This window comes from Acidithrix sp. C25 (assembly GCF_904848545.2).
Map to the genome: position 1 here is coordinate 1,032,647 of NZ_CAJHCI020000001.1, position 26,134 is coordinate 1,058,780.

A 26,134-nucleotide genomic window follows, 5' to 3' on the forward strand; every position below is an offset into this window, starting at 1 on the left:
TTATGCGCCCGATATTCGTCGAAGCCGTTCCAATCGACCTCGTTAAGATCTCCACCAATTTGGCAGAGGAGGGCTATCGATTGATGACAATCACGTCTACCGCTGCGGATGAAACTTACGTCATTCACCACATCTTCATGTCCTTCTGCCATTCAGACGAACCCTTGATCGATATCAGGACCCAAATAGATTCCAACTGGGCTGGATTAATTCCAAGTGTGAGCGAAGTCTTCATTCAGGCAACTCGATTTGAATCCGACCTTACAGCTGCAACTAATGGTGATGTCCATTTTGAATCTAAATCGAAATCGGTTACCACGAACTCAGCCATAGAGGAGGTGGCCGGTGTATCTCAAATTCCAGTTGGACCAGTACACGCTGGAGTTATCGAGCCTGGACACTTTCGATTTTCAGTTATCGGCGAGTCGATCTTGAATCTAGATATCGAATTGAACTATCTCTCTAGGGGCGTCGAAGATACATTTATTGGCGCTAGAGCAGAAGAAGGGCTCAACTTAGCTGAGCACGTGACCGGTGATTCCATCGTCGCCCACGGTCTTGCATTCTTGAAAGCCTATGAATCCTCGCTTTCAATTGATGTAGGTGAAAACGAGAGAATACGGCGATCGCTTCTCCTTGAACTAGAGCGAGTGGCCTGCCACGTCACTGATATCGGAGGTCTTGCAAACGACACCGCCTTTGGATTGGCAAATACGCAAGCTCAGCGGATTCGAGAGTCACTTTCTGGGATCAACTACCGCCTAACGAACCACCGAATCTTACGTGGATCGTTGAGCCTGCACCAAACAAAACTCTTTGAACTACCGTCACAAAGCACAATCGATCAGATCAAACACCATGTGATTGAAGTTAGCCAGCTCATAGAAGAGCACGGAATTGTACGCGATCGCATGATAGGAACCGGAGTCCTCTCGCGCGACGATGCTCAACGACTATCTGCTTACGGATACGTCGGCCGAGCATCTAACCACCCTTGCGACGTGCGTCAATACTTGCCGTACAACCACATTGAAGCCGACTACCAGGAGATACTAGAGTCCTCCGGTGATGTAATGGGACGGTTTCTGCTTCGACGGAGAGAGGCTCTCTCATCGCTTGAGCTCATAAAGCGATATCTCAATTTTCTTCGCGATGATGGTACGAAACCCGACAAAAGCGCCATGCCATCGACCCCGAAATCTATCGATGACCCAGCACCTGCGGCAAATTTCGGATTTGGCTGCGTCGAGGGGTGGCGTGGCGCAACTTGCTACTTCGTCGAAACGAGTGAAAATGGAGCGATAAAGAAAGTCAAAATTACTGATCCATCCGTCAACAACTGGGCGGCACTTCCAATCGCTCTCCACGAAGCGATCGTGCCCGATTTTCCGCTCGTCAATAAGAGCTTCAACCAGTCGTATGCAGGAAACGATTTATAAAAAACACTCCTCAAAAGAGAGGAGCGCAAACCATCCTCGGTGCAAATAGGGCAATGGGTATCTAAACGGCACAATGCAACGTAAACCGCTTTTTTAACGAACGAACACGATCATTCCCCAAAAGCGTCGAATATCATTCCCCATCCAACACCTTAAATCAATATATCCAAATCGTAAATTTTTGATTTATTTAGCATTAACAAAGCGCAAATCACATGTGCTTCTAATACCTAAAATTTAAATATTCACAAAGAAACGATGCTTGAAATATTTCTTTAAACCTTGGTACGGGTGCAAAACTTAAAGTAGCGATTTTCAAATCGCTTCCAGATTCAAAGTACCGTAATTCGCAGCTATCACCAATTATCCCCCTTGAAGTGGTTAAACTTCCAAAACTATTTTTGGGGATCGGCATTGCACCCGCTTAAAAATGGAGAAATATGAACCAATTTTCATATTTCGCTACCGAAATTTGAACTAAGGCATCATAAAGTTTTACAATGAAACTCTGCCGTAATAAGGTAGTCTTTTGAAATATACACTAAATCCAACTAACGACCTTGTCGATTCAATAAAGTACGCACGATGAATTATGTAGATATCATTAGGGAAGCTGGTATAAAGTTTTGTCTGTCGCCAACCCATCCATTACTACTGCTCTAAATGATGCACCACTACGTCGCTTTCACCTACGAGCCGCGGCGATAACGAGCGTAGGATTTTTCACAGATGCCTATGACCTTTTCGTCATCGGAACTGCCATGGCACTTTTAAAAGCACCTTGGCACCTCACGCCCTCAAAAATTGCCCTAGCGAGCGCCATCTCCCTCCTTGGAACTGCGATCGGGGCGCTACTTTTGGGTTACCTAAGCGACCGCTTTGGAAGGACGAAGTTATACGGTATTGAATCGGCGGTAATGGTGATCGGCGCCGTTGCATCCTTCCTCGCCAACGGCATCGAACCACTCTTGATCGCGCGATTCGTACTAGGGATTGGAATAGGAGGCGACTATCCGGTTTCGGCAGTTCTAATCTCTGAGTACTCGAATTCAAAGGATAGAGGGAGGCTCGTTTCACTAGTATTTTCGACGCAAGCCATCGGTCTCGTCGTCGGTCCCACCCTCGCACTACTACTTCTAACAACTCACCTGTCTCACGTAATGGACGCCAAAATTCTCCTAGGCGCAGGGGCGATACCTGCTGCTTGCGTCCTATATTTTCGCCGCAAGATGCCAGAATCACCTAGATTTACGTCGAAGATTTTAGGGAAGAACGAACTTGCAATCCAAGACATTGAGTCTTTTTCTACGGGCACAATCAGAGCCTTTCCGACGGGTAACCAAATTCACCGCATAGGGCTACTCCGCTTCCTCACCAACCGCCACTACCTAAAGCTACTCCTTGCTACAGCCGGCACATGGTTCTTCCTGGACTACGCGTACTATGGGAACACCATCTCGACACCGTTAGTCCTTGCTAAGTTATCTCCGAACAGCACGATCTTCGAACACACTCTCACGAATCTCATCGTCTTTTTAGTCGTTGCTGTTCCCGGGTATCTATTGGCTACAGCCTTTCTCGACAGAATCGGACACCGACGCCTTCAAGTAATTGGCTTCTTTGCGATGGCAGTAATCTTTACTTCTCTAGGTGCCATCTCCTCGTCCCTAGCAAATGCTGATGTATTTTTTGTCCTCTTTGCCGCTTCATACTTTTTTATCGAATTTGGACCAAACGTGACCACCTTTGTCATTCCATCTGAGGTATTTCCAGTCGGTGCCAGAGCGACAGGCCACGGCATCTCTGCTTCGATCGCAAAGATTGGGGCATTCATCGGCGTCTATGCCTTTCCATTAATCACCAGAGACCTCGGTCTCAAGGGAGCGATTCTTTTTGCTGGTATGGCAGCCATGGTCGGCCTAGGCCTGACGCTCCTCCTACCAGAGCCAGCACGTCGCTCCTTGGAGGAGGTCTCAAATGAAGATGACGTTGCGGCGCTACTTGCCGAGAGCGCCTTTGCACTCGCTCTAGAGAGAGACGAGAGGCGCAGGGCAGAGCTACTAGCAGAAGCTGCGGGGGACTTCAGCAGGAGGCTGGAAGAAGATACCCTGATCTCAATCTTCGCAAATCATTCCAAATCCGCAATTGGAGCGACCTACTCTTTCTCATTACACCTCGACGCTCAAAGCGGCGCAATCATGAACGTCAGTGGTAACACCGAGATACTTATGCGCGATATCATCATGGAGAAGGTCGACCACCTCGGCCTAGTTTCTTGGAGCCTGATTCGCACGCCTCAATATCTGCGCCGTGACGAGTTCGCACCGGCGTTACATGGCCTCATTAATCAAGATGTCCTCGGTGCTTTCATAGTTAGCATTCGAACCACCCGTAGAAGTTACGCAATTACGATCTGTGCTGACCGTTTTGTTCGCAGAAATACCCAGCGCGAAATTGACTCGCTAATCGCCCTTCAAGGTCAAGCCGAGGCTGCACTTGAAAATGCAGCGCTTCATCGCCAAGTCTCCGAAGCTGAAATCCGTTATCGAACTCTCGTTGAACAAATACCTGCAGTTCTGTACATCGAATCGATTGATAAAGACGCACGGCTGACCTATGTTTCTCCTCAGATCGAACGCTTAGTCCACCTAGCTCCGGGAGAATTTCTCACTCAATCCGGGCTACGAAGTACTATTACCCACGAAGATGATCGCCCCATGCTTCGCGAAGCTCGAAGCTCCCTCAGAGGTGGGGAGGTTGACTATTCAATCGAATATCGGATCCTTGACGCCGAGGGGCATGAAAAGTGGGTTAGGGACGATGCGGTAGCAATTCGAAGCGCTGACGGAGAAATACTAGCTATCCAAGGAATCCTGACCGACATTACTGAGCGCAAGTTAGCCGAAGAGCAGGTAACCAACCTCGCGTTTTCTGATCCTCTGACTGGGCTAGCAAATCGCAGATCATTTATAGACGCCACAACAAAGGCGATCGAAGAGGCTCGACGAGCTAACCGATCATTTCTCGTTTTATTTTTAGACCTGAACCACTTCAAAGCTATCAATGACGGATATGGACATCGAGCAGGCGATGAGCTCCTAGTAGAGGTGGCGCGAAGGCTACGCGAAGGTGTTCGTCAAGGGGATGTGGTGGCGCGACAGGGTGGGGACGAGTTCTTAATCCTCCTTCACGACATCAAAACAGACGACACGGTAGACGGCCGAAATTTTGTGGTCATGACTTCTATCAGCCGCATAAGGGAACACTTCAACGAGCCCTTCGAACTCAGCGAAAGTACTGTAGCGATGACGTCATCGATTGGCGCGGCCATCTACCCATTTGATGGGTCGAATCCATCTGAACTGATCGAGAGCGCTGACTCGTCGATGTATCGAGACAAACAGACTGGCAACCCCACCAATGACAAGGGTTTCAAGGCAATCTCTTCGAATGCAAGAAGTACCCTCTCTATGGCGACGAGACTGCGTACCGCCTGTGCAAACGATGAGTTCGCACTCCTCTATCAGCCGATAGTTGACCTTTCAACCGACGTTACTGTTGCGGCAGAAGCCCTTATTCGCTTGAAGGACGGCTCAGGGGGGCTAATCTCACCTGTCGAATGGCTCACCATCGCCGAGGATATTGGAATAATGGACGACATCGTATCTTGGACTCTCGAACGTGTCTACATCGATCAGCAGCAGTGGATAGCAAAAGGAATCGATACCACCGTTAGCGTAAACCTCTCGCCGCGCCAGATTCGCAGCAACCAATCAATGCGAAGACTCAACGCCGACCTAGGAAACGTCAATCTGCCCGCGACGCGGCTCAGCTTCGAGATTACCGAGTCCTCTCTTCTAGATCACGATCCTTGCGTGCTCCAGACGATCAATGAACTTAGGGCCAATGGTTACACCTTCGCAATCGATGACTTCGGAACTGGATACTCCTCGCTCTATCGCCTCAAATCACTCCCGTTCGACTCGATCAAGATCGACCGCTCGTTCATAAGCGACATCGATGATCCAAAGGGGCAACGCCTCGTTGATGCAATCATTTCAATCGCTCACAGCCTCGAGATAAAGGCAGTCGCCGAGGGAGTTGAAAAGTCGGAACAGCTAATCCTACTTGAATCCATGGGGTGTGATCTAGCCCAAGGCTACTTCCTAGGTCTACCTTCAAACGCCTCTGACTTTGCCAAACTATTCGACACAAAGCCTATAAATTTGTCAAGCGAATACTCAGAGGCATCAGGCCAACTCGATAGGATTTGAACGAGGTAGCAATCTTTGCAGATATTAGCATTCACGGTTGACAAGATACTGCCCACCAGAGGGCTCCTCCGGTGGGCAGTATTGTAGTTCTTTATCTACCGTCGAAATCGATCTCCAACGGTCGAGGTTACAAATCGATCGTTCGGGTCTTTGCTTTTTTCAACCTAGAGTCAAATTAACAAACGGAGTATCGAGTTTTGCTGCGAACGAACCTGCTCACACATTTTTCATGATTGTAGAGATATCGCTTCGAGCTGTCTTAATGTTCGCCGAAGCACCCTTCAACTGTTGCCAGTCGTTAGTGATCGTGGTGTGAGTGCCAGTCGGATCAGTGTTGTAGATAGTTGGCGTAAGCGAGACAGCGTAACTCCCGAGTCCACTTGCCGTCGATTGTGCTTGGGCTGCACTCGTTACCAAGTTAGCGTACGCGGCAGTAGCGGTCGGATTATTTCCATTCGAGGCAATGAGCGAGTTCAAAGTTGGTTCTAAGTTGATCAGCTCGGACGAGATAGAGAGGATCTGATCTTGGGCAATCGTCAAGTCAACTTGAGGACCGACCACTGCGTAGATTCGATAGTTGTCATAAAGCGTCTCATAAGTCAAATGCAGTTGACCTTCGGTCGTAATCGATGGAACGCTTGCTAAAAGACTTTGCATTGCGGCGATGTCACCGCTACTGCTACTTCCCACCACACCTGCGAGGGTTGCTGCGTCACTTTGGGTGAGCGTCTTTGAACTTTGAATTCGGCCGCTCAACGTATCAAGGAAGGTAATTCGAGCGTTGATATCGCTTTGCAGCTGAGCAATCTGAGTCGGAGTTACCGCCGACGTAGGGGTTGAAGACGCAAACGCAGGCGCGGCTGTGGAAGCTACGGCGGCGAGAGACGCCAATGGTACTCCGATATAACGAATGATCCTTTTCATTTCTTTTCTCCTAATTTCCATTCGACGAATTTGCTATGTCGCCGTTACCGGCGCTCTGAGTATTGTTCAAGTTATTGATTTGGGAATCGATCTGGCTTAGCGCATTATTTACCGCTGCCACTTGAGAGCTTTGGCTAGCTGAAACCGGACTCGTAGTAGCGGGTGGAGTTTGGGCTCCTCCGCTATTGGCTAAAGACGAAGGGGTAGGTGGGACTTGACTCGAAGTGGATGGGGTCGTCGACTCAACGGCTGAAGAGGCCGTTGAGCTAAGCGAACTTTGATAGACCACCTTCGAAGCCGTAGCTTGGGAGGTTGTTGGCGCAGTCGAAGTCAACGCCTCTGTCGTCCCACAGGCACTTACCCCGACCCCCAGCAGTAGGGCTGAAATTGCCCAACGCTTCAAATTCATAACATCTCATTCCTTTCAACCGAGAGAGCTTCACACGGTCTGAATAAACGGGATCACGATTCCCGTCTTTATGAGGATGACAAGAGGATGTTATGGATCGATTATGGCGAAAATCTGACTCTAAAAAACCCAATTAAAGTTTGCAGCCCCAGTTGATGTTGGGGCTGCAAAGGTTATATAGGGCTTTGATATTTTTGCCTAAGAGGTGGAATTACTTCGATTCGCACCTCTAGATGTTGAGGTGGCTACTCGATTATCTTGCTCAGAGGTAACTCAAGAATTCCGGTGGCACCAGCATCTTTCAATTCTGGGATGAGCGTATTAATACCCTCGCGCGCTACGACAGTCTCAACAGCGTAGCCTGCGTGGCCGTGAAGCTCAGAGACCGTCGGAGCCTTCATCGAAGGAATAAGAGCTATCACTTTCTCAAGGTCATCGGCCGACACGTTGAGCTTAAGAAGAACCTTGCCCCGCGCCGTCAAAGTCCCCGAGAGCAGCGTAAAAATTTGCTTCATTGCGTGCAACTTTTCCGGATCATTGGCTGCTTCGGGATTCGCCAATAGCTCCGTATGCGATGTCAGGATCGTATCTATAATCCTTAGCCCCGCCGCTCGAATGGCACGGCCCGTCTCCGTAATCTCAACTACGGCATCTGCAATATCTGGGATCTTAGCTTCGGTCGCTCCGTATGACAGGAAGACATTCGCCTTTATGCCATTTTTTTCAAAGTACTTCTTCGTTAGAGTGGGATACTCGGTTGAGACTCTTACTCCATCTTTCAGATCGCTAACCGAGGTTATACCTGATCGTTCCGATACAGCAAGAACAACACGAATTGGATTCGTAGTCGCCTTTGAATAATGCAGCTGGCCAATGGAGACGAGATTTGACTCGGTCTCTTCAACCCAATCACGTCCAGTTATTCCAAGGTCGAAAAGACCATCTTCTAGATAGGTCGGAATCTCTTGGGGCCTCAAAATTCTAACATCTGTGATTCTTGGATCTTTGATGGTGGCACGATAGTCCACCTCTGAAGAGCGCACTATCGATAGATCAGCGGCTGAAAAAAGGTCGAAGGTCGATTTTTCCAACGAACCTTTTGGTAGCACCAAGCGCAACATCGCATTCCCTTTGCATAAGACTTCTCCTATACATTAGCGGAAGTTGTACACCGCCTAGAGCTACCGGTACCAGATCATCCACACCTACCGAAGGTGAGTGCGGATGATTCACGAAGCTTTGAACCTATCTGCTCTTGCCGATCCTAAATGCCAGCGAGAGCACTATGTCTAAGCTTCGCCTGACTTCGGGAGTCCTCACCTTTTTGAATAGCTGCCTTAGGGATGGGGGTTCGCTGCGATCCAGGGCCTCTGCTGCACCTCCCAAGCCATCGCTTAATGCCTTTAGAATCCTTGGGTCGAGATTTCCCGCTATCGACAGAAACCGAACGAGGTTTTCAATCCCCTGACGCGTCTTTTCGTTGTTCATCTTTTCGAGGATGGCCGAACCAGCGTCGCAGCCTTCTTCGAGAATGCCATTCAAAAGATCGATCAGGTCTGAGTCCCTGAGGTTCTCAAGCAACCTCGCTAACTGGTCTATTTCGACTTGATCGTAGTTAATCGACGGTCGAAGTTCAGCTACCTTATCCAAACCAATTGGTTGAGCCACCTTACAGTCCCCCTCGTCTACGCGGCGCTGCGACAAAGACGTAGTCTTGCCTCTGCCACTTTCGTTCCACCTCAACACCGTTTTGAGGATTCGAAATTGCATTTCTAAAATTTTTCTTCGGGAGAGGATTCTCTCCGGTGGCCGAAAGTACTTCCATTTTGACTGCTAGTTCCTTGTAGGCTGGCGTATGCGTGGTCCTGTCGGTGTGCGACGAAGTCAAAACGTTAATCGCAGATTCGTTATCTCCACTATTCATCGGCATGTACAACTCTTTGCCGCTAACACGGGTCGTCACGAGTGCACGTGCCTTGATCTTGCCGCGCCTAGATATCAACCGAACCAGAGATCCACTCTGTACGCCTCGCTCAGCAGCCAACTCAGGAGAGATCTCAATGAAGGTACCTGGAGTACGTGATCTAATCCCCTCCGACTTATAGGTCATATTTCCCTCATGAAAGTGTTCAAGAAGTCTTCCATTGTTCAAATGAAGATCGAACTCATCGTCGACTACCTCGCTTGGCTCTATGTAGCTGACATTGTAAAGTTTGGCTCTACCATTTGAAAAACCAAAACCATCCAAAAACAGAAGCGGTGTATCCTTGCCATCGCTTGACACGGGCCACTGAAGCGAGTCAAAACCTTCGAGCAGATCATAAGATACACCCGAGAAGATCTCTGCTAACGATGCTGCCTCAGCCATCACGTCTGCCGGACTCGAATAGTTCCACCCGGCTCCCAGCGCATTCGCAATCGCAATCGTCCAAATATAGTCAGGACGCGAATTGCCAAGCGGATCGAGCGCGGCGTATAAACGCTGAATCCTGCGTTCGGTATTTGTAAAGGTACCATCCTTTTCCAACGACGGAGATGCTGGCAAAATCACATCTGCAAACTGCGCCGTCTTCGAAAAGAAGATGTCCTGCACAACGAATAGGTCTAGACGTTCAAATGCCCCTTGGACGTGAAGGGCATTGGCGTCAACGAGCCCCATATCCTCGCCAATGAGGTAAAGGCCTCGCAAATTACCTTCGTAGATGGCATCGACCATCTCGTGGTTATCCAAGCCCTTATCTGACGGGAGTTCGACGTTCCAACCAGCAGACCACTTGGCTCGGGTGGCATCGTCGTTGACGAACTCATATCCAGGGAAGCGATCTGGCATTGCACCGAAGTCAGATGCACCTTGAACGTTGTTATGGCCACGCAATGGATACGATCCCGCCCCTTCACGTCCATAGTTACCAGTTACTAGCAAAAGATTCGAGATCGCGGTAGAGGTATCAGAGCCACCGTTGTGCTGGGTCACTCCCATGGCCCAACAGACCGCCACACCATCAGCGGCAACTATCTCGTCGGCGACCGCCTTTAATTCATCTACCGAAATCCCGGTCAACTTAGCGGTACTTTCCAAGTCAAACGGGGAAAGGGAGGCGTAGTAGTCGTCAAAGTTATCGACGTGACTATCGATAAAGTCAACGTCATGGCGGTTGGTATCGATAATGTACTTAGTAACCGCACTTAGCCAAGCGATGTCACTGCCTGGTTTTGGATGGATGAAGATATCGGCTCTTTCGGCCATTTCGTGGCGGCGCAGGTCGGCTACTATCAGTCGCTTTCCGCCGCTCTTGTGCGCTCTCTTGATACGTGTGGCGATAACTGGGTGGCTCTCCGCCGTATTCGAGCCAACGATTATCACTAGACCCGCCTTCTCCAGGTCCGTTATCGAGCCGGAGTCGCCTCCAATGCCAACCGTGCGCCAGAGGCCCATGGTTGCTGGAGATTGACAGTACCTAGAGCAGTTATCAACGTTGTTAGTACCAACAACCGCTCGTGCCAACTTTTGCATCAGATACGACTCTTCATTGGTGCACTTTGAAGAGGAGATAAAGCCGAGTGCATTCGGACCCGACTCTTCTCTGATCATCCTCATTCTCTCGGCGACGTAGTTTACTACCTCCTCGAATGTCACCTCTTCAAAGTGATCCCCTCGCCGTATCAATGGTTTGGTAATCCGCTCCTTTGAGTTAACGTAGTCCCATCCAAACTTTCCCTTGACGCAGGTTGAAACTGCGTTAGCCGGGCCATCTGAGGGCTCGATCTTTACAATTTTTCTACCCTTCGTCCAAACTTCAAAAGAACAACCAACGCCACAATAGGTACAAACGGTCTTTGTCCGCTTGATTTGAGCCTTCCTCAGGCGTGCCTCTGCCTCAGAGATCGCCATGACGCTTTGAATTGAGGTTGCAGGCTCGGCGGCCTTCGTAAGTGCGATCATGGGATCTTTCATCGTCTCAGGCAGGGAAGAGAGGTAACCAACTTCGCCGAGCATCGACTTTTCCATAAGCGCATTGCATGGACAGACAGTAACGCAGTGGCCACATCCCACGCACGAAGATTCGCCAGCTGGTACGTCTTTATCCCAGATAACCCTGGGACGATAACGCTCCCAGTCGATGGAGAGAGTCTCGTTTACCTGCAGCTCTTGACATGCCTGAACGCAGCGGCCGCAGAGGATACATTGATTCGGATCGTAACGATAAAAGGGGTGAGAAGCGTCGATCTCATAGGGCTTCTTCTCGAATTCGTAGGAGGGGTGCGCTATCTCGGAGGCTGCGACTGTATTGTGCACCACGCAATTGCCATTGTTATTTTCGCAAAGGGTGCAGTAAAGGTCGTGATTTTTTAAGATCCGACTGATGCCCTCGAGTTGAGCATCCTTTGATCGTACCGACTTTGTCTCAACGACCAATGAGGCGCGAACCTTCGTGTCGCAACTACGAACTAGCTCTCCTCCAACCTCAACAACGCAAGTGTCGCAGCTCCTTATTGGGCCAAGGACCTCGTTGTAGCAGATCTGAGGTAAGTCGCTCACGACTCTATTGATGGCCTTTATCAGTAGCTCGCCATCTTGAGCTACCACCCTCTCGCCATCGATAGTTATTTCAACGTCCAACTCAATACCTAACCTACTCATATCAGTTCAATTGCATTGTCTAAAATGCCATTTCAATTCACGTACCCTTAGAAACTATCAAAAACCTGCCAATAATCAAATGGCAATAGCGCATTCGCCTATGGCAATCACATCTTTGGCCTGTAATATCTCGACTTAGTATGACAAAACACTTTGCTAAAGTCCTCACAGTGTCGGATGGTTGCTACTACGGAAAGAGGCAAGACACCTCAGGCGAGGTACTACGTCAGCTCTTGCAAGATCACGACTTCGAAGTAGTTGAATCGCGAATAAGCCCCGATGGCATCGACTCTGTGAGCTCACGCCTAATTGAGATGAGCGGCAACTTTCATGGTTTGATCGTTACGACTGGGGGTACCGGCTTTACAAGTCGCGATCTAACCCCTGAAGCCACATTGAAGGTAATTGAACGTGAAGCTCCGGGGATCGCTGAATACTCTCGAAGCGTCAACAAGCTTGGAATACTATCGAGGGGGCGCTGCGGAATTCTCGGGCAAGTGCTCATATTTAACGTGCCTGGCTCACCCAATGGAGCACGTGAAATGGTGGAGTCAGTAATCGACACGATAGGCCATGCGATCGATCTACTGAGAGACGCAACCGCGGAACATCCGACCAATGAATAGTAACCTCGGCGACAAGTGCACCAAATTTGAGAATAAGGGTCGCAAATGAATCAATTAGCCCTCGACCGTGATAGACGAGCGATGCGATTAGCCATATTGGCGAGCAGAGAGGCTCGCAAGATTGCACGGCCAAACCCATGGGTCGGTGCTGTCTTCGTTGCCGCCGACGGACGAGTCTCTTCCGGTTCAACGAGGCCACCAGGCGGTGACCACGCTGAGGTCGTTGCACGGGATCGTGCAAAATTTGATTTGAGGGGTTCAACCCTTTACGTAACCCTCGAGCCGTGCTCTCATCACGGCAAGACGCCTCCCTGTGCTGAAATGCTCATACGTGAAGGGGTATCAAGGGTCGTAATCGGGTCATTGGATCCTGATGAACGAGTAAGTGGCATGGGGATAAAGGTACTGCAAGAGGCGGGCGTCCAAGTAGAGATTGGCCTCCTTGCCTCAGAAATCAAAGCCGACCTCGCGCCGTATTTGGTCCATCGACAGCTAGGGCGACCATTCACTTTTTTAAAGGTTGCCGCAACTTTAGACGGATACATAGCAGCTCGCGACGGCAGCTCTAAGTGGATAACTTCGGGCGCTTCGAGGGAGGAGGTTGCACGCCTTAGGGCTTACGCTGATGCGATAATTACCGGTGCTGGCACAGTCCGTAGCGATGATCCATCGATGAGAGCTCATGGATTAGAAGATAAATCCCCTCGCCGAATTGTCCTCGGCCAGATTCCGGAGTCAGCCAGGATTTTGCCCGCTAGAGCATATAGTGGCGATATCAGTGAGTTGATGACCTCTCTCGCCGATGAAGGTGTTGTTGTGGCAATGGTCGAAGCGGGGGCGAAGGTTGCCAAGTCGTATCTCGACGCGGGGCTAATCGACCAGATCAACCTCTTCCTCGCCCCCAAGTTCATTGGTGGAACTGATGGAATCAAAATCTTCGACGGTGTAGGCGCTGGCTCTATTGCCGAGGCCTTTGATTTTGAGATCGCCTATAGCAGGAGGTGGGGGCCAGATATCGAGTTGATATTGCGTTCAAAGTGGCTTGCTAACTTCATAGGCGATGAAGAGGCCGAAAAAAGCTAAGCACTTTTGAGCGATTTCGGTAGCAACTCTGCATATGAGCTTCGAAACTGGCGTAACGAATTAGATCAGGCCTTCGAACCTAACTGCCTTGTTACCGAAACCATCTCGATGGCACCAAGTGCTGCCTCATATCCTTTGTTTCCAGCCTTGATGCCAGCACGATTTAGCGCCTGCTCAACTGTGTCAGTCGTCAATATTCCCATTAATACTGGGGTACCAAAGTCCATGGCAACTTTGGCTAGACCGTTGGTGGTTATACCTACGACAACGTCGTAGTGTGAGGTGTCACCACGGATAACCGCACCTAGGGCAACGATCGCATCGTAACGCCCAGATTCTGCTCCCACCTTGGCTAGTAGTGGGAGTTCGGCTGCTCCAGGACAGTACGCCACGTCATAAGACAAGTCGGAGATTCCCACCATCGCGAAGGCTCCTTTGGCTCCTTCAACTAATTTGTCGACGACAAACTCATTAAAGCGGGATGCAATGATCAGGAAGTTACCTTCAACGATGTCAAAATTTCCCTTATAAATCATTCCCACTCCTACGAAATCGAGTCACATTCACTCGATAAACACGACATATGCAGTCTTAGCTTGTTATTGATAATAATCTAGGCAACAACTTCGACAACGTTTTCCACCAAACGCTTCAAAATCACATCTCTCCAGGCCAACGACGGACCTAGGCATAATGGCCACCTCAAGGAGGTTCAACGGTAGTCGCAAAGCGGAGAAATAGACCATATCGAATCTTCGACCAAAAAATCTAGGTCAGTGGAGGAAGTTCAGGATTTAGAAGCTTGATGATCCTATTCATGTGCTCTGGAACAGATGGAAGCGAGAGTTCGGCACTGGAATCCAATTCTTCCCGAGCGTTCATCATAGATCGAAAGGCATTGAAGATAAATCGAGCCAGGACCAGCGCATAGGTATCTCGATCCAGTTGTCCGAGGTAAGGATTGCTTATTGCAATTCTTCGACCTATCTCTGCGGCGAACTCAAATTCGAATTCGACGATCAATCGAACAACGTCGATAACGACTTCACCCGCAATTAATTGATTGGCAATCGCTCTCATATTTTTCATTCGGGGCAGCGATGCAAGATTGGTTAGTTCGACGGCCCTTGCGACCGCGTCCATTACTTGAACCTCGTCGTCGACACCGCGTAAATTGGACAAGAGGTCCGCAATTACACCTCTTAAATTTGGAAAGAGTAGCTCGTCTTTGGTTTCGAAGTAGCGATAAAAGGTACGCTCAGAGACTCCAGCGGCCAATGCAATCTCTCGAATATTAGTCTCACTATAACCCTTGGTCACAAAGAGTTGATGAGCCTCCTCAATCAACTTTGCCCGAGTCGCCTCTTTCTTAGCTCCCCTTAAAGATGATGTCATTAACCATCCATTCTACAACGTCAACGAAAGTTGACGCAAAAAAGTGTCAGTTATGCCATATTTATGTTATGATCATAAATGTCAGTTCTGCCAAATTCCAAGGAAACGATACCAATGGGTGTAGAAGAGATCGAAGCTTTAGAGACAAAGCAGGATACTACGGGTCTTATGTGGAGGATCGGCCATTTTATGGTCGTCCATCGCAAGAGTGCCATTACCATCTGGATTATTGCACTCATTGCAATTGCAACACTGTCGACAAAGTTCGGTGGCTCCTATGTCAACAACCTCTCGCTCCCAAATAACGAGGCTGCGACTGGACAAGCGATTCTTGCCGCTAACGATGCGGGCAAAGCAGCCGGATTTTCATCGCAAATAGTGGTCGTCGATAAGGCGTCGGTCGCATCTCTCTCTAACCAAATCAATGAGGCGGCAGTCAACCTCTCAAAATTACAGAACGTGACCGGAGTTATAACGCCGGTACAAAATCCTAAAGCCATCGATTCAAATGGTCAGAGTGGCTACTTGACGGTCCAATTTTCAGTAAATCCAGTAACGTTTGCGCCTAGTTACTTCAACATGGTTGAGACGGCGATGAATCCCGTAACGAAAGCTGGGGCCAAGGTTTACTACGCCGATCCCATCGGCCAACTTTCAAACCCAAAGGCATCTGATCTTCGCTCCGAATTGATCGGGCTGCTTGTTGCTATCGCGGTGGCACTTTTTGCATTCAGATCGCTATTTGCAGCAATCATACCGATCCTCACGGCCTTAGTGAGCGTGCTAGTTGGCTACTTCGCAATCTCCCTAATCGGAAGAGGTATCACCTTTGGCACCTCCGCTCCAACCCTTACAGTAATGATCGGACTGGGGGTTGGAATTGATTATGCCTTATTTCTCACCACTCGTCACCGACAACACTTGAGGGAGGGCTCCAACTCGATCGACTCTATCGCTAAGACCGTAGCCACCTCGGGGCGTTCAGTTATCGTTGCTGCTATTACGGTCGCCCTCGCACTCCTCGGCCTGTACGTCTCAGGGATCACATTTATCGGAAACCTTGGCCTTGCAGCATCCATCGGCGTTGCAACCTCGGCGATCGGGGCGCTAACCCTAGTACCGGCAATTTTGGGAACGTTCGCTGAAAAGATTGACAGGGTCAGCCTTGGCGAGGCGATAGCCGAATCCCACGGTGGCGACGACTTCTGGCACAGATTTGCCCGCAAGGTACAAAGTAGACCGATCGTTTTTCTCCTAATCGGAGTCGTCCTAGGCTCCGTGCTGGTTATTCCCCTCTTCTCAATTCAAATCAACCACCTCGACGCATCTACAAACCCCTCGACCTACACAGACGCAAAGGCTTTCAATGCGATCTCAACCGGCTTTGGGGCAGGTGCAAATGCACAGTTGACCGTCGTTGTTGAGATGAATTCGACCATCTACTCGAGTGAAAATAGCGTTCAAAGCCTGGAAAAAAGTGTTACAGGTGCCATCTCTTCACTTCCTAATGTGGTCGCAGTTTCCCAACCAGCACTCACATCCTCCGCCAAAGCATTCACATTGAATGTCATACCCAAGTTTGGTCCATCAGATCCCACAACTAAAACCCTCTTCGACTCGCTTACTACCAGTACACTTCCAAAGACAATAGTTAGTAGCGGCAGTGGTTACGTAATTGGCGCAACGGCATCTGCAATAATCTTCGTCGAAACCGTGGTATCCAAACTTCCACTAATCATCGCTTTCGTAATTGCAACTGCATTTATCGTTCTCCTTGCTGCATTTAGAAGCATTTGGATACCGATAAAGGCTGCGGTTCTCAACCTCTTTTCTATTGGTGCTGCCTACGGCGTCGTAGTCGCAGTCTTTCAATGGGGCTGGGGATCAAGCCTTCTCGGAATGTCTCAAAAGGTGCCAATCGAAAGTTACGTACCCATGATGATGTTCGCTATTACATTTGGACTTTCGATGGACTACGAAGTATTCCTGATCTCACGGGTAAAGGAAGCCTATCTCTCGGGTATGGATGCAGACGACGCCGTCGCAAGTGGCCTCTCGGCTACCGCTAGGGTTATTTCGTCTGCCGCCGCGATCATGATATCTGTCTTCTTTGCCTTTATTGGATCAACAGCGCCCGTCATCAAAATGCTCGGTCTTGGCCTTGGCGTTAGCGTATTGATAGACGCTACGATTATCCGCCTCACCTTAGTACCGGCAGTAATGACACTTCTAGGAAAGAGGGCATGGTACATGCCAAGGTGGCTCGATCGTATCGTCCCAACGATCTCTGTGGAATAGAGTTTTGTCCAGCCACTAATAACGGCTTCTCTGTTGAATCGAGGGTTCAATTCGATCGAGGCAACCCTCGAGTTACGAATGATGAAGCAATTGATCGTGCCACCTCAATCAAAGATGACCATGGAGGACTCCATGGTTAATGAAGGCGATTTCATTAAGGTCGCAAAAGAGGTCGGCGCACAAGGTGGTGTTTTCAAAACGACCTCTGGTTTGATTGAAAGATTCAGCCACTCGCGAGTAACCGAGATCCCACTCACAGAATCATCAGTAGTCGGATTTGGAGTTGGAATTGGCTTTTTTTTAGCACGAAGCCGATAATTGAGATTCAATTTGCAGACTTCGACTGCGCCGTATTCGACCAAATTGCCTCTGAAGTTGCGCAAATTTCCTACCGGACCAATGGCCGATTCCATCCGCCTCTAGTTGTAGTGCTCCATATGTTGCTGGAGTTCGCAGGGGACTTTAACACTCCCAATCCTTGAAAGCGATACTTGCACGCATATCTTTAATCGAGGTAGTGATTCCATCCTCAGTTTCGAACGCCTAACAGCTTCTTAGGTATGCAATTGACGATCCAAACCCTGTACAATTCATAGAGCCCAAAATAAGCTGCCATGGCATACGATCTGTTCGATACAGCGGGGACGAAGCAGCAAAACTAGGGAAAACACAGGTAGTGTGTACTGGGCGAGATCTAACGATCCTTACCCATGGAGCTCAGGCCCAACTTGCACTGTCAGTTGCCGAATCACCGAGTCGTCGCGCTTCGATTGAAGTCGTAGAACTTCAAACAATTTCTCCGCTGGATAAAGCCACATCATTGAATCCGCTAAGAGATACGCGAAGGTGACGGTTGCATGCGAGGACAATATGATCTTTGGGGGTTGGCGTAGAGGTAGCGACCATCGTCGCCAAAGTTGTCCTTAATGGACTTAGATGGTCTTGTTCGCTTCGCATCGCCGTATATTTCCCATATTCCTTACTCTGCATCACTAGATGCATTCATTAGCTATTACCGGGTCGTGATTGTCAGAACAAGTGCTGAAGCTTCTTGAATCGTAACAATAGATGCGGAGACTGCCATAAAGTTGTCACTTTTGCACGAACTAAGCTACCTCCATTCGCCTGCCTTTTGATCAACCTCCAACCGACTTATTCCTATGGATAATTGGACACCTCTGGGATAGGTTCCCAGTCTCCGCACTTACCCGATAATCACCGTTCAGGTGTAATTTTACGTTGCTCTTGCCTACAACTTCGCGCCCCTTAGCGAGTAGTTCGATGTGTTCGCCGCTGTAGGCCTGATAGGGAGTTGCAAATCTGAAGCTCTCGTATTGATGATCGTTGTTGTAGTGGCCAACGAAGTCATTCATCTACTTCCTTGCATCTTCATTCGTTGTAACGCCCCCGTGGGATCCGTTGGGAAGTATTTGGCTCCTACTAAATGGCGATTCTATGTGACCGTTATCGTTCGATACCCGAGACCGTGACCTCGATATATTTACATCTAACTCATACAAGTACTCAACTAGTTAACAGCCCTTCTTGGGAGGGTCGTTTATCCTATGAATAACCTTTGGAGCCATATTCTCTCTGGCGATGGCTCTATGCACAACGCGCTTGAGCTGCTCGGACGACTCAGATTCCGATATTTCCCAACGAAGAGATCTTCCTTGAGCGCAGTTCAATAATCACATGGGCATAGAAGTAGATGCCCCTGGCTGGTCCACTTAGCCTAGTTATATCAAGCGTCCAAATCTCACCTGGTCGACTTACCATGCGAACCGGCCTAGACCTCTTCTTCTATGGCTTTGTTCTGCTCCTCCGCTTATTGAGCTTACGGTCACTCAACACCGAAATGGAAGGTTTCTCAGAGGCAATATATCTGCCCTTGCCGCCAAGCTTTGGCACTATCTGGGCTGGAGTTAGAGACGAGTACTCTGTGGTCGCACTTACGTTTATGATCTCGTCTCTTTTTCTCCGATGACGCATTTGAGTCACGCCTACGTTAAGTCCCACTCCTACGATCTGTTAAACCAGATCCCCATCGTCTAAATGTACGAGTTGATATCTTCAGCACTTCACAGGCCTTGCAACTCCTTGCACCTGCATCTTTCGCTCCACCAATGAGAGTGACTGCTAATTGTCGATCCGAGGGAGAGACCAAACGTCCCCTTCTTCCCCCGTGGCTACTAGTAATCACAGTCTCCTCTGCTTTCTTCGAAGAATCTATTAGAGCTTCAAGCTTCTGCTAGTGCCTATTCTTTTCGAGCAATTTCAGCTTCTATCGCTATTCTGGATTTGCGTTCTTTATCAAGCTCTACCTGGTAACTTCTAACAAAGGCACTCTATGCCTCAAAGGCTGACGCTAAGGTGTTGCGCCATTGCTCTAGGTCGCCTGCTAAAACACCATTTGCTCTCAATCACCCTTCCATCGAGCTCATGCTCGTTCACAGAAGCAGTATCACCAACTGGCTTGATCCTATTGATTGACTCACTTGCGTTGAAGACTCTGGCTTTTCGTTCAGAATTCAACTGGTTCACGACATTTTCATCGACGAGGTGATCTCGCGCGATCTTGGCAATAGCGCCAGCTTTCGCTGGCTTTGAACCATCTAGCTCAAATAGGGGCGTTAGTACCATTTTTATTAGATCTTCTGGAGACCTTTTCATAGCTTCTAAGTCTTCACCCTGTTAGGAAACCAAATCAAGTTAGGTGGCAACAAAATTGCAGGAGACGAAACCGCTCGAGTAGACCGGAAGAGCGATCTCACATGTTCAGGCTAATTCGAGATAACGAGGAAGAGACAGCTACCTTCGGGCCTACTAGGAACATTGTAAAGCATCTTCCTACTACGTTAGATGAATTTATCCACTGAAATATACAGATCTCCAGTGCCTTGGGAAGAGGCACTTTTATCGGTACGAACAACTATTATTTAGCCCACTTGGTCGGATCAATTATTTCCGCTTTGGGCACGACAAAAATACGTCGATGTTAACGGTATTCCCACCTTGAACTCAGGTGGTGGGTGACGCAGCGGCGTAAATATAGTAGAGGGAAGCTGGTCAATTCGGATGAGAGTATCGGTTTTTGGCGCAGGGTACGTGGGACTCGTAACGGCTGTTGGCCTGGCAGAAATCGGTCACTCCGTGACCGTAGTTGATATCGACCCCAAGAAGGTTATGTCCGTTCAAGAAGGCCGTGTTCCTTTCTATGAGCCTGGCCTCAGCGAAATGCTCTTCCGTAACCTCCAGCAGGGACGGTTTCGTATAACCAGCGATTCATCTGAAGCTCTCAATGGGAATGCTCTTATCTTCATTGCAGTAGGAACTCCTCAATACGATGACGGTTCACCCAATCTCGATTACGTCTTCGGTGTCGCTGAACAGATTGGCAATCTTATCGCTGACGCGTCAACGATTGTCGTAAAGTCCACGGTTCCGGTTGGAACGTGTGACGTCGTATACTCCAAGATCAACGAGGCGATTCGAAAGCGTGGGCTTGAATTTGAATGCGACGTGGTCTCTAATCCTGAATTTCTCAAGGAGGGCTCGGCACTTGAGGACTTTATGAAGCCAGACCGAATTGTCGTAGGCTCAGACTCACCAAGCGCACTGGTTAAGATGCACGAACTCTATGAGCCATTTCAACGTCGGGAGCCGGTCCTTATGGAGATGCAGACGCGGTCTTCAGAGCTCACGAAATATGCCGCGAACGCAATGCTTGCAACCAGAATCAGCTTTATGAACGAGATAGCGCATCTCGCTGATGCAATTGGCGCAGACATTGAAGACATACGCATGGGCATTGGTTCAGATCCTCGCATTGGATCATCGTTTCTCTACGCAGGTGCAGGCTATGGTGGATCGTGCTTTCCCAAAGATGTCAAAGCCCTCATACATTCCTTTGATAGGGTTGGTCTTGATCCGATGTTGCTCAGATCTGTCGATACCGTCAACAACCTCCAAAAAGAACTTCTCTTCGAACTAGTGTCAGATTACTTTGATGGCAGCCTACTAGGCAAGACCATTGCCATCTGGGGTCTAGCGTTCAAACCAGATACGGACGATATGCGAGAGTCTGTCAGCATACCGCTCATTCAAAGCCTCGTCAATGGGGGTGCCCGGGTCAAGGCCTATGATCCTGTTGCAATGGAAAATGCTCGCACTATTTTCTGCGACGCGACGAATCTTGAGATGGTTGATGCCATGTACACAGCAGTTGAGGGTGCTGACGCTCTAATACTCGTCACCGAGTGGAAGCAGTTTCGTGCTCCTGACTTCGAACTCATAAGCAAGCTTATGGTTTCGCCAGTGGTCTTCGACGGGCGTAACCAGTGGAATCCTGCGAAGTTAGCATCACTTGGATTCACCTATAGAGGAATCGGCAGAGGCTCTAACACGCTGTCATAGGGGGGTTCCCTGCCAGAAGTACAGCTACCAAGGATATTGTCCAGAACCATCTAAAGGAGTATGACATTGAGAAACCTCGTCACCGGTGGCGCAGGATTTATTGGATCCCACCTCTGCGATTTACTCATTGCTCAGGGCGAGTCAGTCATTTGTTTAGATAACTTCAGTACAGGTCGGATGGAAAATATAGAACACCTGATTGACCACCCTCATTTTGAGCTACTGGAGTGGGACGTCGAAACCCCATACGAGGTTGAAGTAGGCAGGATCTATAACATGGCCTGCCCGGCCTCACCGCCTCACTACCAGAGCAATCCAATCAAAACGACTAAGACGAGCGTCTTTGGTGCGCTCAACGCTCTTGAGCTTGCGACTCGTACGGGTGCTCGAGTGCTCCAAGCCTCAACTAGCGAGGTCTATGGAGATCCCTTGGAACACCCACAGACCGAGTCGTACTGGGGTCATGTGAATCCAATTGGCATCCGTTCATGTTACGACGAGGGGAAGCGGGTTGCTGAATCGTTATTTTTCGATTACCACCGGACGCATGGGACTGACATCAGAGTGGTGAGAATATTCAATACGTATGGACCAAGAATGAGGGAAGATGATGGTCGTGTCGTAAGTAATCTCTTGTCTCAGGCTGCAAGAGAGCTTCCACTGAGCGTCTACGGATCTGGACAACAAACGAGAAGCTTCTGCTATGTAAGCGATCTCGTTCGAGGTATTTATGGAGTGATGGACGCTAGTCGTGTCCCTGGTCCCTTCAACGTGGGCAATCCCATTGAACGCACGATCCTCGAGATGGTTGAATATGCCAAGAAACTCTCAGGCAAGGATCTATCAACCACATACATGGACCTGCCACTCGATGATCCCAGGAAGCGGAAACCTGACATCTCCCTCATATCCAAAGAGATCAGCTGGGAACCAGTTGTCTCCCTTGAAGACGGCCTCGCACTCACATACGAATATTTTGCTGGAAGGGTTTGAAATGAAAGTTAGCATAATTATTCCCTGCTACAACGAGCTCGCGACGATCGAGGAGAGGGTCTTAGTCACAAGGATCAACAGAGGGCGGTTTCAAATAGATAGCGCAAGGAATTCTTCGCGGAGCTGGAGCACGCAATTTACCCCAGAAATGGTCTCGAGACTCAACGAGAGGAGACTATCCCTTATTGCGTCAGCCGCACCACGGTTCACTTCACCGCCGAGACCCTAGTTTTACTTGCTAAAGATAACCTCAACATAGGAAAACCGCTTTACACTCCTCGATCGAGCCATCGATCGATACAATGTCAACCGCCCTGGTTCTCAACCCTAGGCGGTTTTGAACCAGGTGCTTCAGTACAATCCGGTAGTTCGAAGCTTGATTTATTTTTTAACATAACAACGTTCACTAATAGGGTCAAGTCGAGCTTCATTGTGGCATCAGAAAGGTTAACCCATGTGTCTTTCATGCTCATCCATGCGACAAACGACCATGTCCCAAAATAAAGACGCTTCTCTACATGCACTACTCAGCACAGTGAGACCGACATGAAACAAATATCCGAGACAAGCGTTCCATAATCCTTCTTGGCCAAGAAGCAAGCATCAATGCATCGAGACTCTAAGGGCTGGTAGTTGAATAACAGTAACCTCAGAATCCAGCTTTCACCTCTTTCTTGCGGGTATAGTATGCTATACCCAAGCCAATGATCCTACTAGGTTGATGCCAAACTTGCATCAAGCCGAGATCGATAAGCCGCTTGTGAATGGTATCGAAATGTTGATCTGGCACCGGGTGGTATTCAATGAAGAGGTGGTTTACGCTTTCCCAACAGGAGTCGGGCGACGAATAAATCGCCTCGTATTCCCCTCCATCACAGTCCATCTTTACGATTTCAGGTGCCATCTGACATTGACTCACTGCGGTAGCAAAACTAATAGTTCGAATCGGCACAGGATGAGAACCAGGAAAAGCATACGTCGAGGAGATACAGGATGCCTCACCCTCCTCAAAAAATTTAGTCTCACCGTCCTCGGAAGCAATTGCGGCACCTAACACTCGCACGCGATCAGCAATACCATTTGCGGCAAGATTACGTTCCAGCCAGTGACGAGTCGAAACAGACGGCTCCACACATGTAAAACTCGCATCCGGTAGGTAGTCGGCTAGGACGCAAGTAAAAGCTCCGACATGCGCTCCGATATCAAGTACCGATTTCACGGAAGGAGGCAAATCAAGGTCTCGAAGCCGATAAACATCATTGCCAACAATTTCGTAGATCGGCTCGCAAGCGAGAGTATTTGGCGACCGTAATTCAACACCTCGACGGGTGCGCAATATGAAAACATCATCCGGCTTATTCCACCCAAAACGCCGTTGAATGGTCGATGACAGCACGTTTGGCCAGTTTCTAGTGTGCTCAACGATTTTGAGCGTAAGGCAGGACTTGGTGTAGAACAAAGCGGCACGCTGAACAATACCGCTCGCGTTTGCAGAATTCACCTTAGTAGAATCTGTAGGAATCCACTGGCTGGTGAATCGATTCCCACGGAAGTAATGTCTGAGCATGGCAACAAGCCTAGCAGCCGCATAGGCGACCGCCCAATGAGGCTTGCGAACTGCCCTGGTTGCCAGCACTATCCACCGGTCTCGAACTGCAGTCCTGAGTTTTTGTTCAGGATCAATTTCTCTAGAGACCGACACATCTTGGAAGAAGCGATATGTCTGAAGATAAAAATCCCTGTAATTTCCGGCCGGTGTTACCAAGACCTTAGCATCCCAGGCTGAAAAAACTTTTAGTTGATGACGCCGGACAAAGTCAGCCAATTGGACATCGTCCGTTATGACTGAGCTCGACCCCCACGAAAAATCCTTGAGTCCACCAACTCTATAGCCAAAGAACCTACCGTATACTCGGGGAGCAGTGTCCCCACTACGGCGAGCAAGTGCCGTAACCGCTTCAAGTTGGAAAAGTGAGCTCCACCGCCCAAAAACGGCGCCTTCTGGACGATCAACCCCCCACACAACTGCTAGCTCAGAATCAGTAGCGAAGGGATGCAAAAGGGCTTTCAGGCTCTCCTTCTCAATTCCGACGTCAGCATCAACCACTACCACAACATCCTCATAAGGTGCGGTAGCCACAAGACTCTTGTGCCAAGATCCAAGGTTCTCTGCTTTACCTCGTCTTCTAGGCGAAACGACAATCCGCACGGCAATTCCCGAATGGATAGACGACCATGCCTCAACTGCCTCTACCGTACCGTCATCGCTGCAATCGTCGAGTAGCACGAACTCAGCCCAGCTCCACCCAGTTGGTAACGCTGCGGAAACGGCTGAATCAAGACACCTCGTGATACTCGCAACTTCATTAAATGCTGGTATCACGAGATGACATCTCCGAGGCGTAATGTTCATGTCTTTACCACTTTCAAGTCCGAACATGGTGAAAACTCTAACAGCAAAAAGCATCATACTTATCAAGTTTCGTAAGTTTCGCCTCCACCGAGACCAGATTGGAGCTAATCTTTAGTAGAACAGATGTTCGATTAAGGAGGCATGGTGGATATCTCAGGCTTTATGGTACGCTTCGCTTCAGAGGAAGCATGTGAAGATCATTTGATCAAATTGCGGTGGAAAGAGGGATTTAGATGCCCAAAGTGTGACTCTGACCAGTTTACCTTAATCAGGCCAAACCATCGAAGAAATGCAGCATCTCGAGCTCCACTTTTTCAATGTAAATCTTGTCACCGTCAAACTAGCGTTACCTCCGGAACCATCTTCCATCGAAGCCATATCTCTTTATCCAAGTGGTTCTCCGCTATCTATCTATTGTCCAACGACAAGCGTGGTCTTTCGGCTACTACCATTGCTAAATTCGTTCAAGTATCTTATTCGACTGGCTGGTTGATGCTAAATAAGCTACGAAAAGCAATGGCTGACCGAAATGGTTTATATAAACTTGGAGGAAACGTCCAGGTAGATGAGTTCTTTTTAGGTGGTGAGAGCCATGGCGAAGGCAGAAGAGGAAAGGGAACAAAACAAACCAATGTCCTAATTGGAGTGTCGATTAGCAATGGTGCTCCTACTCATTGCTTCATGGAAGTAATCAAAGATACCACTGCTAAATCATTCAAAGATGTTTTTGTGAGACGTTTAGATTCCGATACCAAGCTGATAAGTGATGGTAACCCAAGTTACGGGGTATGTGCTCGAGACCTTGGACTAGCGCATTCGATCACTCTATCCAAAGACGAACAAGCACATGTAACATTCAAATGGCTCAACATCCTGATAGGGAACTGCAAGAAATTTATCGACGGAACATACCACGGACGTGAGGAACATAAGCAACTTTACCTCGAGGAATTCGCATACCGATTCAACCGAAGGCACTTTGAAATGTCCTTGGTAGAGCGACTTCTCAATACATGTGTGTTTGCGTCTCCACATCCGCTACTCCGCGAATCTGATTCCAAAATGGCTCTTGCTTACGAAACTTGATAAGTATGAAAAGCATTTCCAATCAACATAATAGTCATCGCCATTCAGCATGATATGCTCGCAAACGCGATTATAAGGAAGGTGAATTCATCCCGTTTCCTACAGATTCACAGCTGACAGTTACGACAAAGGCTCA

At 48.8% G+C, this 26,134-nt stretch carries 20 protein-coding genes; 10 read left to right on the top strand and 10 right to left on the bottom strand.

Going from position 1 to position 26,134, the window contains the following annotated elements; genetic code table 11:
* Positions 1 to 2: 2 nt before the first annotated feature.
* On the top strand, positions 3 to 1,439 hold the full coding sequence (locus ACIDITHRIX25_RS91070) for a hydrogenase large subunit (RefSeq protein WP_201732676.1): 1,437 nt from the start codon (positions 3 to 5) through the stop codon (positions 1,437 to 1,439).
* 626 nt (positions 1,440 to 2,065) lie between these two features.
* Entirely contained in the window at positions 2,066 to 5,713 is a 3,648-nt protein-coding gene (locus ACIDITHRIX25_RS91075) for an MFS transporter (protein WP_201732677.1), read from the top strand.
* A 216-nt stretch (positions 5,714 to 5,929) separates the two neighbouring features.
* Here the strand turns inward: ACIDITHRIX25_RS91075 and ACIDITHRIX25_RS91080 are convergent, their stop codons facing one another.
* The 5 genes from ACIDITHRIX25_RS91080 to fdhF all read right to left on the bottom strand — a co-directional run bounded on the left by ACIDITHRIX25_RS91080 (position 5,930) and on the right by fdhF (position 11,667).
* Complete coding sequence (locus ACIDITHRIX25_RS91080) at positions 5,930 to 6,637, bottom strand: hypothetical protein (RefSeq protein ID WP_201732678.1); 708 nt, start codon at positions 6,635 to 6,637, stop codon at positions 5,930 to 5,932.
* Between the two features lie 10 nt (positions 6,638 to 6,647).
* A complete protein-coding gene (locus ACIDITHRIX25_RS91085) occupies positions 6,648 to 7,046 on the bottom strand; it encodes a hypothetical protein (RefSeq protein ID WP_201732679.1) in 399 nt (132 codons plus the stop codon).
* 245 nt (positions 7,047 to 7,291) lie between these two features.
* On the bottom strand, positions 7,292 to 8,167 hold the full coding sequence (gene hisG / locus ACIDITHRIX25_RS91090; RefSeq protein WP_201732680.1) for an ATP phosphoribosyltransferase: 876 nt from the start codon (positions 8,165 to 8,167) through the stop codon (positions 7,292 to 7,294).
* A gap of 124 nt (positions 8,168 to 8,291) precedes the next feature.
* A complete protein-coding gene (locus ACIDITHRIX25_RS91095) occupies positions 8,292 to 8,714 on the bottom strand; it encodes a helical membrane plugin domain-containing protein (RefSeq protein WP_201732681.1) in 423 nt (140 codons plus the stop codon).
* Between the two features lies 1 nt (position 8,715).
* Positions 8,716 to 11,667 carry a formate dehydrogenase subunit alpha gene (gene fdhF / locus ACIDITHRIX25_RS91100; RefSeq protein ID WP_249685652.1) on the bottom strand — a complete coding sequence of 984 codons (2,952 nt, stop codon included), beginning with the start codon at positions 11,665 to 11,667 and terminating at the stop codon, positions 8,716 to 8,718.
* Between the two features lie 161 nt (positions 11,668 to 11,828).
* On the opposite strand from fdhF, the gene ACIDITHRIX25_RS91105 reads away from it, so the two are divergent.
* Positions 11,829 to 12,314, top strand: a complete 486-nt coding sequence (locus tag ACIDITHRIX25_RS91105; RefSeq protein WP_201732683.1) for a MogA/MoaB family molybdenum cofactor biosynthesis protein — start codon at positions 11,829 to 11,831, stop codon at positions 12,312 to 12,314.
* A gap of 45 nt (positions 12,315 to 12,359) precedes the next feature.
* The gene (gene ribD / locus ACIDITHRIX25_RS91110; RefSeq protein ID WP_201732684.1) at positions 12,360 to 13,397 is read left to right on the top strand and encodes a bifunctional diaminohydroxyphosphoribosylaminopyrimidine deaminase/5-amino-6-(5-phosphoribosylamino)uracil reductase RibD; all 1,038 of its coding nucleotides are present in this window, start codon (positions 12,360 to 12,362) and stop codon (positions 13,395 to 13,397) included.
* 65 nt (positions 13,398 to 13,462) lie between these two features.
* Here ribD and ribH read toward each other — a convergent pair whose 3' ends face one another.
* Positions 13,463 to 13,933, bottom strand: a complete 471-nt coding sequence (gene ribH, locus ACIDITHRIX25_RS91115) for a 6,7-dimethyl-8-ribityllumazine synthase (protein ID WP_201732685.1) — start codon at positions 13,931 to 13,933, stop codon at positions 13,463 to 13,465.
* 232 nt (positions 13,934 to 14,165) lie between these two features.
* A complete protein-coding gene (locus tag ACIDITHRIX25_RS91120; RefSeq protein WP_201732686.1) occupies positions 14,166 to 14,792 on the bottom strand; it encodes a TetR/AcrR family transcriptional regulator in 627 nt (208 codons plus the stop codon).
* Positions 14,793 to 14,870: 78 nt separating this feature from the next.
* Here ACIDITHRIX25_RS91120 and ACIDITHRIX25_RS91125 point away from each other — a divergent pair, with 78 nt between their 5' ends.
* From ACIDITHRIX25_RS91125 to ACIDITHRIX25_RS91135, 3 genes are all read left to right on the top strand, one after another.
* On the top strand, positions 14,871 to 17,090 hold the full coding sequence (locus tag ACIDITHRIX25_RS91125) for an MMPL family transporter (RefSeq protein ID WP_201732687.1): 2,220 nt from the start codon (positions 14,871 to 14,873) through the stop codon (positions 17,088 to 17,090).
* 132 nt (positions 17,091 to 17,222) lie between these two features.
* Complete coding sequence (locus ACIDITHRIX25_RS91130; protein ID WP_201732688.1) at positions 17,223 to 17,408, top strand: hypothetical protein; 186 nt, start codon at positions 17,223 to 17,225, stop codon at positions 17,406 to 17,408.
* Positions 17,409 to 17,709: 301 nt separating this feature from the next.
* Complete coding sequence (locus tag ACIDITHRIX25_RS91135; RefSeq protein ID WP_283770414.1) at positions 17,710 to 17,940, top strand: transketolase C-terminal domain-containing protein; 231 nt, start codon at positions 17,710 to 17,712, stop codon at positions 17,938 to 17,940.
* 286 nt (positions 17,941 to 18,226) lie between these two features.
* Here the strand turns inward: ACIDITHRIX25_RS91135 and ACIDITHRIX25_RS91140 are convergent, their stop codons facing one another.
* Both ACIDITHRIX25_RS91140 and ACIDITHRIX25_RS91145 read right to left on the bottom strand, forming a co-directional pair.
* Positions 18,227 to 18,463 (bottom strand): hypothetical protein, encoded by a 237-nt coding sequence (locus ACIDITHRIX25_RS91140; protein ID WP_201732690.1) that lies wholly within the window; start codon positions 18,461 to 18,463, stop codon positions 18,227 to 18,229.
* A gap of 982 nt (positions 18,464 to 19,445) precedes the next feature.
* The gene (locus tag ACIDITHRIX25_RS91145; RefSeq protein ID WP_201732692.1) at positions 19,446 to 19,763 is read right to left on the bottom strand and encodes a hypothetical protein; all 318 of its coding nucleotides are present in this window, start codon (positions 19,761 to 19,763) and stop codon (positions 19,446 to 19,448) included.
* 405 nt (positions 19,764 to 20,168) lie between these two features.
* On the opposite strand from ACIDITHRIX25_RS91145, the gene ACIDITHRIX25_RS91150 reads away from it, so the two are divergent.
* Together ACIDITHRIX25_RS91150 and ACIDITHRIX25_RS91155 are read left to right on the top strand one after the other, a co-directional pair.
* Positions 20,169 to 21,506 (top strand): UDP-glucose dehydrogenase family protein, encoded by a 1,338-nt coding sequence (locus tag ACIDITHRIX25_RS91150; RefSeq protein WP_201732693.1) that lies wholly within the window; start codon positions 20,169 to 20,171, stop codon positions 21,504 to 21,506.
* Positions 21,507 to 21,566: 60 nt separating this feature from the next.
* A complete protein-coding gene (locus ACIDITHRIX25_RS91155) occupies positions 21,567 to 22,499 on the top strand; it encodes a UDP-glucuronic acid decarboxylase family protein (RefSeq protein WP_201732694.1) in 933 nt (310 codons plus the stop codon).
* A gap of 649 nt (positions 22,500 to 23,148) precedes the next feature.
* On the opposite strand, the gene ACIDITHRIX25_RS91160 is transcribed toward ACIDITHRIX25_RS91155, so the two are convergent.
* On the bottom strand, positions 23,149 to 24,912 hold the full coding sequence (locus ACIDITHRIX25_RS91160; protein ID WP_201732695.1) for an FkbM family methyltransferase: 1,764 nt from the start codon (positions 24,910 to 24,912) through the stop codon (positions 23,149 to 23,151).
* A 144-nt stretch (positions 24,913 to 25,056) separates the two neighbouring features.
* On the opposite strand from ACIDITHRIX25_RS91160, the gene ACIDITHRIX25_RS91165 reads away from it, so the two are divergent.
* Positions 25,057 to 25,998: an IS1595-like element ISAxf1 family transposase gene (locus tag ACIDITHRIX25_RS91165; RefSeq protein ID WP_052604138.1), complete on the top strand. Its 942-nt coding sequence runs from the start codon at positions 25,057 to 25,059 to the stop codon at positions 25,996 to 25,998.
* Positions 25,999 to 26,134 lie beyond the last annotated feature (136 nt).